The sequence below is a fragment of the Stieleria sedimenti genome, from assembly GCF_025060895.1.
Taxonomy (GTDB): Bacteria; Planctomycetota; Planctomycetia; order Pirellulales; family Pirellulaceae; genus Stieleria; species Stieleria sedimenti.
In genome coordinates, this window is record NZ_JANZKV010000034.1 from 111,418 (window position 1) to 117,549 (window position 6,132).

Below are 6,132 nucleotides of genomic sequence, written 5' to 3' on the forward strand. Positions count from 1 at the left end.
TGATTGAACCATGATCAAAGACTTAGTTTCCTTCATCGACTATTCCGCCTGTGCCGAGGTTGCGTTGGCACTTTTTGTAGGCACTTTTTTCCTGATCTTTTTCGGTGCGTTTCGGCTCAGCAAGAACGCCACGGAAAAGTTTGCCGCCATTCCATTAAGCGATCGAATCGAGGACCCGCGCAGTGAGTGAAGCACCAAAGACCGACCACGCCTATGACGGCATCGAAGAGTATGACAATCCGTTGCCGGGTTGGTGGAAGTGGTTGTTTATCGCGTCGATCGTTTTCAGCCCGTTCTATTGGGTGTACTACCACAACGGCGCCAAGGGCCGATCGATCGAAGATCAATACGGAGTCGCGTTGGCGGAGAACACGCGACTGCAATTCGCCGAGATCGGGGACTTGAAGCTGGATGGTCCGACGATCGCCAAATTCATGGCCAAAGACAGCTGGGTCAAAGTCGGCGAGTCGGTGTTTCGTGCCAATTGCGTGTCCTGTCACGGCCGCGAAGGTGAAGGCAAAGTCGGCCCGAATTTGACGGACGAGGCATACAAGAACGTCGCGGTGTTGGCTGACATCGGCAAAGTCATCAACAACGGTGCCGGAAACGGTGCAATGCCCAAGTGGTCCAACCGTCTGCACATCAATGAGATCGTGCTGGTGTCGGCCTATGTGGCCACGCTGCGGGGGCAAAACGTGGAAGGCGGTCGGCCGGCCGAAGGACGCGAGATCCCGCCATGGCCGGAACCCGCCGCCGAGGAAGAGCCGGCCGCTGACGAAGAGGCGAAGTCTTAAGAGGATTCGAACAGAACAGAAATGACCAAGACCGTACCGGACAACGACGCACTACTGGAGTCTCCCCAACACGTGCTCAGCACGATGGAGCGAGATGGCAGTCGGCGCTGGCTACGTCCGCGATTGTCGACCGGGTCGTGGTGGCAGCGTCGCCGCGTGGTGGCGTATTTGTTGATGGTGGTGTTTGTGGTGGTCCCGCACCTGCGAATCGGCGGCAACCCCGTCATCTTGCTGGACATCGCCGCTCGCGAGTTTACGATCCTCGGACGCACGTTTTTGCCGACCGATACGCTGCTGTTGGCGTTGCTGATGCTGACGGTGTTCGTCTCCATCGTCTTGGTCACTGCGGTGGCCGGCCGTGCCTGGTGCGGTTGGGCGTGCCCCCAGACGGTTTACATGGAGTTTCTGTTCCGCCCGATCGATCGTTTGTTCGAAGGGACCGTCGGCAAGGGCGGCAAACCGAAACGATCCGTCGGCGCTGCGCTGCAGGTCGCCCGATTCGGCGTTTACGTGCTGTTGTGCGGTTTTCTCGCCCACACGTTCTTGGCTTACTTCGTCCGCACCGATCAGCTCACCGAGTGGGTGACGAGTTCACCGATCCAGCACCCGATCGCGTTTGCGGTCATGACGGCGACGCTGGGCCTGATGCTGTTTGATTTCATGTTTTTCCGTGAACAGCTGTGTCTAATCGCATGTCCGTATGGCCGATTTCAGTCGGTCATGTTGGACGAACAATCGTTGATCGTCGCCTACGACCACGTCCGTGGTGAGCCTCGCAAACGGGGCAAGCACACGCCCGGCGATGGCGCGGGCGATTGTGTGGATTGCAATCAGTGCGTCGTGGTCTGTCCGACGGGCATTGATATCCGCGACGGTTTGCAGATGGAGTGCGTCAATTGCACCCAGTGTATCGATGCTTGTGACGACGTGATGGAAAAGGTCGGGTCACCCAAAGGGTTAATCCGCTACAGTTCTCAGGATTCGATCGCGGGAAAGGCGAAGAAGATGTTTCGCGCCCGAACGATCGTCTATCCGGTGATTCTGTTGCTGTTGATGAGCGGGCTGGTGTTTGCGATTTCCACCAAGTCGGGATTTGACGCGCGGATCATTCGTCCCGGCGGAGCCCCGTTTACCGTTTACGCCGACGGCACCGCGTCCAACGAGTTTCGGATCCGCTTGGTCAATCGCACCTCCGAGCCCCAGGATTACTCGTTGGTCGCCGATGCGGAACAGAACGTGACGATCGAAGTGTTGGACGAAGAAAAGATGAGCCTGGAGCCCGGCGAGTCGGTGTTGGTTCCGGTTCACGTCACGTTCAAGGGCTCGATGACGCGTGGCAGCGGCCGCAAGGTGGTGGCGGCCACGATTTCGGATCAGAGCGACAACGTTCGCGAAGTAGAATTTTCACTGTTGGGACCCCGATAATGGCAACGGCGACGGCAATCGAATCGATCGAATCGGCGGAACGCCGTGCCAAGCGGTTTTGGATCGCCTTGGTGGTGTTTCTGTTTGTGATCCAGAGCACGATCATGGGGTTGGTGATGCACCTGGCCATCGGCGACCCTTCGGCTGCCGTGGTGCCCGATTACCACAACCGGGCGCTCAACTGGGACGCGACGCGGCGAACGTTGGAGGCCGCCGATCGATTAGGGTGGCAGGTCAGCTTTGAAGCCTCCGATGTGGCCGACGGCCGCGGCCTGCGGGCGTTGGAATTAAAGCTGGTCGATCGTCGAGGGCAGCCGCTGGACGGCTTGGCGGTCAACGGCCAGTTGTACCACCATGCGCGAGCCGGAGACGTCCGTCCGGTCACGCTCAAGTCCGTCGGCGAGGGCAAGTACTTGGCGTTGGCACCGGCGGCGGAAGCGGGCATTTGGCAATTGGAAATCAAGATTGATGGCGGCTCGGAACCGGCCGCACAATCCTTGACGTTCCACATCGAAGGCGAGTGATGGACACGATTTTTGTACTTGTGACGGCGGTGGTGACCGCCAGCGTGTTGGGCAGCATGCACTGCGTCGGCATGTGCGGCCCGTTGGCGATCTGGGCCAGCGGCGGTGGTGAACAGGTCAGTCGCGGCACGTTGGTGGCGTCGACAACGCTGTACCATCTGGGACGTTTGGCGACCTACACGTTGGCCGGGTGCGTTGCCGGATTGATCGGCAGCGTGATCGACTTCGGCGGAGCCACGTTGGGCATTCAAGTCGCGGCGGCCAGGGTGGTCGGTGCGATCATGATTTCGATGGGGCTGTGGAAGCTGTGGAGTCTGTGGGCGGGCCGATCCAAAAACACCGCGGTGGCTCCGTCAGCGGTGGGCAAGGTGCTCGTCAAGCTGCGCCCGTATATCTTTCGCTTGCCGGTTGCCGGGCGGGGATTTGCGACGGGATTGTTGACGACGTTGCTGCCGTGCGGCTGGTTGTATCTGTTTGCGTTGATCGCAGCGGGGACGGGCAGCCCGATGCGAGGGGCGATCGTGATGGCCGCCTTTTGGCTCGGCAGTGTCCCGGCGCTGGTCGCGTTGGTCGCCGGGTTGCGGGTGTTGTCGCTTCGCTTTGCCCGCCTGATCCCCGCATTGGCCGCGCTGCTGCTGATCTTTGCGGGCTGTTTCACGGCATCGGGACGCGGATTCAGTGGGTTGGAGTCGTTGCAGGAACTCAAATCATCCGGAACGACGATCGAGCAGATCGATCAAGCGGGTGAGAAAGTGCTCCCGTGCTGCCAGGTGAAGGACTCACAGACTGGGCAGGATTGAGGGGCATGCGTACCATCTGACCATGTCATCGACCGCCCCCACGCCGGACGCCGTTTCGCACGATCAGCCGCAGCGCTGTGAGATTCCCTGCGTGCATTGTGGATTGCCCACCGTTTGCAGCACCGTCGACGATCCGACTCGCGTGTTCTGTTGCGGCGGTTGTCGACAGGCATACGAGTTGATCCATGGCTGGGGACTGGATGACTACTATGCGATTCGCGATCGAACAGGCGGATCGACCGGGGTATTTTCCAGAGCCGACTCGTCGCGCTACGACGCGTTTGACGATGATCAGTACTTGGGCGCGTCGGCGCCACGACGAGCGGCCGATGGCAGTTTCTCGACCGAGTTGTCGGTCAGCGGGTTGCATTGTGCGGCGTGCGCGTGGCTGATCGAGAATGTCGCCGGTCGGACGCGTGGATGGAGGATGGCGCGGGTTAAGCTGAATCGTCATACGGTTCAAATTGTGTTTGAGCCACAGCAAATCAAGCTCAGCGCGATCGCGCATCTGATCGGCAAATTGGGGTACACCCTCTCGCCGTTGACGACCGAGCCGGTGGACCGATTTCGTCAAGAAAACCGTCGGCTGTTGATGCAGATCGCCGTGGCCGGATTCTGCGCCGCCAACGCGATGTGGATCGCGATCGCGTTGTATGCCGGGGACGCGTCGGGCGTGGCGGGTGAGCATCGTTTGTTCTTGCGGTTGGCGGCGGCGGCGTTGGGGATCGCCACGGTGGTGTTTCCCGGGCGGACGTTTTTCGTCAGCGCGCTCGCGGCGCTCCGCAATTGGACACCACACATGGATCTGCCGGTCGCGCTCGGGCTGGCCGTCGGCACGATCGTCGGGCTGGTCAATGCGATCAGCGGCAGCGGTGAAGTGTATTTTGATTCGCTGGCGATGCTGGTGTTCTTGTTGTTGATCGGCCGCTGGATTCAGTTTCGACAGCAGCATCGTGCGGCCAGCGCCGTCGATCTGTTGCTTCGCATCACGCCGCAACATGCCCGCCTGGTCGATGAAGAGTCACCCGACGGTCCGGACCGCTGGGTGATGGTCAATTCGCTCAAGGCGGGGCAGGTGATTCGGGTCAATGTTTCGGAAAGTCTTCCGGTGGATGGTCGCATCATCGCGGGCGAATCGATGCTGGACCGATCGTTATTAACCGGCGAAAGCATTCCGGTCGAAGCCAGGGTCGGTGAGGGTGTGACCGCGGGTACCGTCAATCTTTCGCGACCGATCACGGTACGCGTTGAAGCGATCGGGGCGGACAGCCGAATCGGGCGGGTGATGGAGTCGGTGGAAGCGGCAATGGCCCAGCGGACGCCGATCGTCCAATTGGCCGATCGAATCGGTGGCGTGTTTGTGGTCGTCGTGACGCTCCTGGCGGCGGTTGCTTTTTTCGCGTGGTTTTCTCACGGGATCGACGTGGCGACTGCCAACGCCACGTCACTGTTGATTGTGGCCTGCCCGTGTGCGCTGGCGCTAGCGACACCGCTGGCGATCGCGGTTTCGCTCGGTCGCGCGGCAAAACGAAAGATCTTGATTCGCGACGGCGATGTGTTGCAACAGCTCAGCGGTCGCGGGAGGGTCTGGTTCGACAAGACGGGGACGTTGACCGAGGGACGTCCACGAGCCGAACTGGTCTATGGGGCGACCGACGGTTTGCGAATGGCCGCGGCGATTGAACGCGAGTGCTGTCACCCGATCGCCGATGCGATCTTGCGCGAGGCGGAACGGTTGGATCTGATTCCGGCGACCGGTGTGGGGGAGGTTCAATTGGGCGCCGGCGGTTTGTCCGGTCGCTGTCAGGGACAACGGGTCGACGTCGGCAATGAGTCGTTCGTGCGACGACAGGGTGTGGTGCTCTCGAGCGAGGTCAGCGAGCACGCCGAGCGTTGTTTGCAGAACCAAACCACGCCGGTGATCGTCGCGGTCGATGGCTGTGTGGTTGCGGTGCTGGCGATTGCCGATCCGGTGAAGCAAGACGCCAGGTCCACGATCGACCGAATTCGGCGGGCCGGCTGGGAGGTCGGGATCCTTTCGGGTGACCATCGTGAGCTGGTCGACAAGGTGTCGCGCCGCGTCGGGATCGATCCGCAAAACGCTTTCGGGGGGCTTTCGCCCGAAGACAAGTTGAAGCGTGTGACCACGGGCACCGCGGGGCCGGTCGTGATGATCGGTGATGGCGCCAACGACGCGGCGGCGTTGGCGGCGGCGGACGTCGGAATCGCGGTGCGTGGGGGGGCCGAAGTGAGTCTGCAGGCCGCACCGGTGTTCGTCGCGTCGGGAACGTTGGAAAGTGTGGCGGACTTGATCGATGCGTCGCGTCGGGCCAACCGTTTGATTCGGACGACGTTCGCGGTTTCATTGGCATACAATGTGGTCGCCGTCGTGTTGGCCATTTTCGGATACATCAGCCCGCTGGTCGCGGCGGTGCTGATGCCGATCAGTTCGGTTTCTGTGTTATCACTGACACTCGTCTGGCCGACGTTTGCCGATGACGCAAAGTAAATTGGTGGCACGAGCATCCGTGTTGGTGATTCGTGTTGAGGCGATTTCCGGTCGCTGCATGGCAGCGACAGTGGGCGGCT

At 60.9% G+C, this 6,132-nt stretch carries 6 protein-coding genes; all 6 read left to right on the forward strand.

All coding sequences use genetic code 11. From position 1 onward, the window contains the following. Positions 1-10: 10 nt before the first annotated feature. From NZK35_RS05025 to NZK35_RS05050, 6 genes are read left to right on the forward strand one after another with little or no spacing between them, the layout of a single operon-like run. Positions 11-190: a hypothetical protein gene (locus NZK35_RS05025; RefSeq protein ID WP_095739512.1), complete on the forward strand. Its 180-nt coding sequence runs from the start codon at positions 11-13 to the stop codon at positions 188-190. After that, positions 183-794 (forward strand): cbb3-type cytochrome c oxidase N-terminal domain-containing protein, encoded by a 612-nt coding sequence (locus NZK35_RS34605; RefSeq protein WP_259631502.1) that lies wholly within the window; start codon positions 183-185, stop codon positions 792-794. Before NZK35_RS05025 ends, NZK35_RS34605 begins: the two co-directional genes overlap by 8 nt. Positions 795-815: 21 nt before the next feature. After that, a complete protein-coding gene (gene ccoG, locus NZK35_RS05035; protein WP_259631503.1) occupies positions 816-2,219 on the forward strand; it encodes a cytochrome c oxidase accessory protein CcoG in 1,404 nt (467 codons plus the stop codon). After that, complete coding sequence (locus NZK35_RS05040; RefSeq protein WP_259631504.1) at positions 2,219-2,743, forward strand: FixH family protein; 525 nt, start codon at positions 2,219-2,221, stop codon at positions 2,741-2,743. Before ccoG ends, NZK35_RS05040 begins: the two co-directional genes overlap by 1 nt. Further along, on the forward strand, positions 2,743-3,543 hold the full coding sequence (locus NZK35_RS05045; protein ID WP_259631505.1) for a sulfite exporter TauE/SafE family protein: 801 nt from the start codon (positions 2,743-2,745) through the stop codon (positions 3,541-3,543). Before NZK35_RS05040 ends, NZK35_RS05045 begins: the two co-directional genes overlap by 1 nt. A gap of 22 nt (positions 3,544-3,565) precedes the next feature. Next, complete coding sequence (locus NZK35_RS05050; RefSeq protein ID WP_259631506.1) at positions 3,566-6,052, forward strand: heavy metal translocating P-type ATPase; 2,487 nt, start codon at positions 3,566-3,568, stop codon at positions 6,050-6,052. Positions 6,053-6,132: the final 80 nt, after the last annotated feature.

What these genes read in the sequence shown, in the direction of transcription:
- NZK35_RS05025 (WP_095739512.1), top strand. Translation starts at nt 11, where the DNA reads ATGATCAAAGACTTAGTTTCCTTCATCGACTATTCCGCCTGTGCCGAG.
- ccoG (WP_259631503.1), top strand. Translation starts at nt 816, where the DNA reads ATGACCAAGACCGTACCGGACAACGACGCACTACTGGAGTCTCCCCAA.
- NZK35_RS05040 (WP_259631504.1), top strand. Translation starts at nt 2,219, where the DNA reads ATGGCAACGGCGACGGCAATCGAATCGATCGAATCGGCGGAACGCCGT.
- NZK35_RS05045 (WP_259631505.1), top strand. Translation starts at nt 2,743, where the DNA reads ATGGACACGATTTTTGTACTTGTGACGGCGGTGGTGACCGCCAGCGTG.
- NZK35_RS05050 (WP_259631506.1), top strand. Translation starts at nt 3,566, where the DNA reads ATGTCATCGACCGCCCCCACGCCGGACGCCGTTTCGCACGATCAGCCG.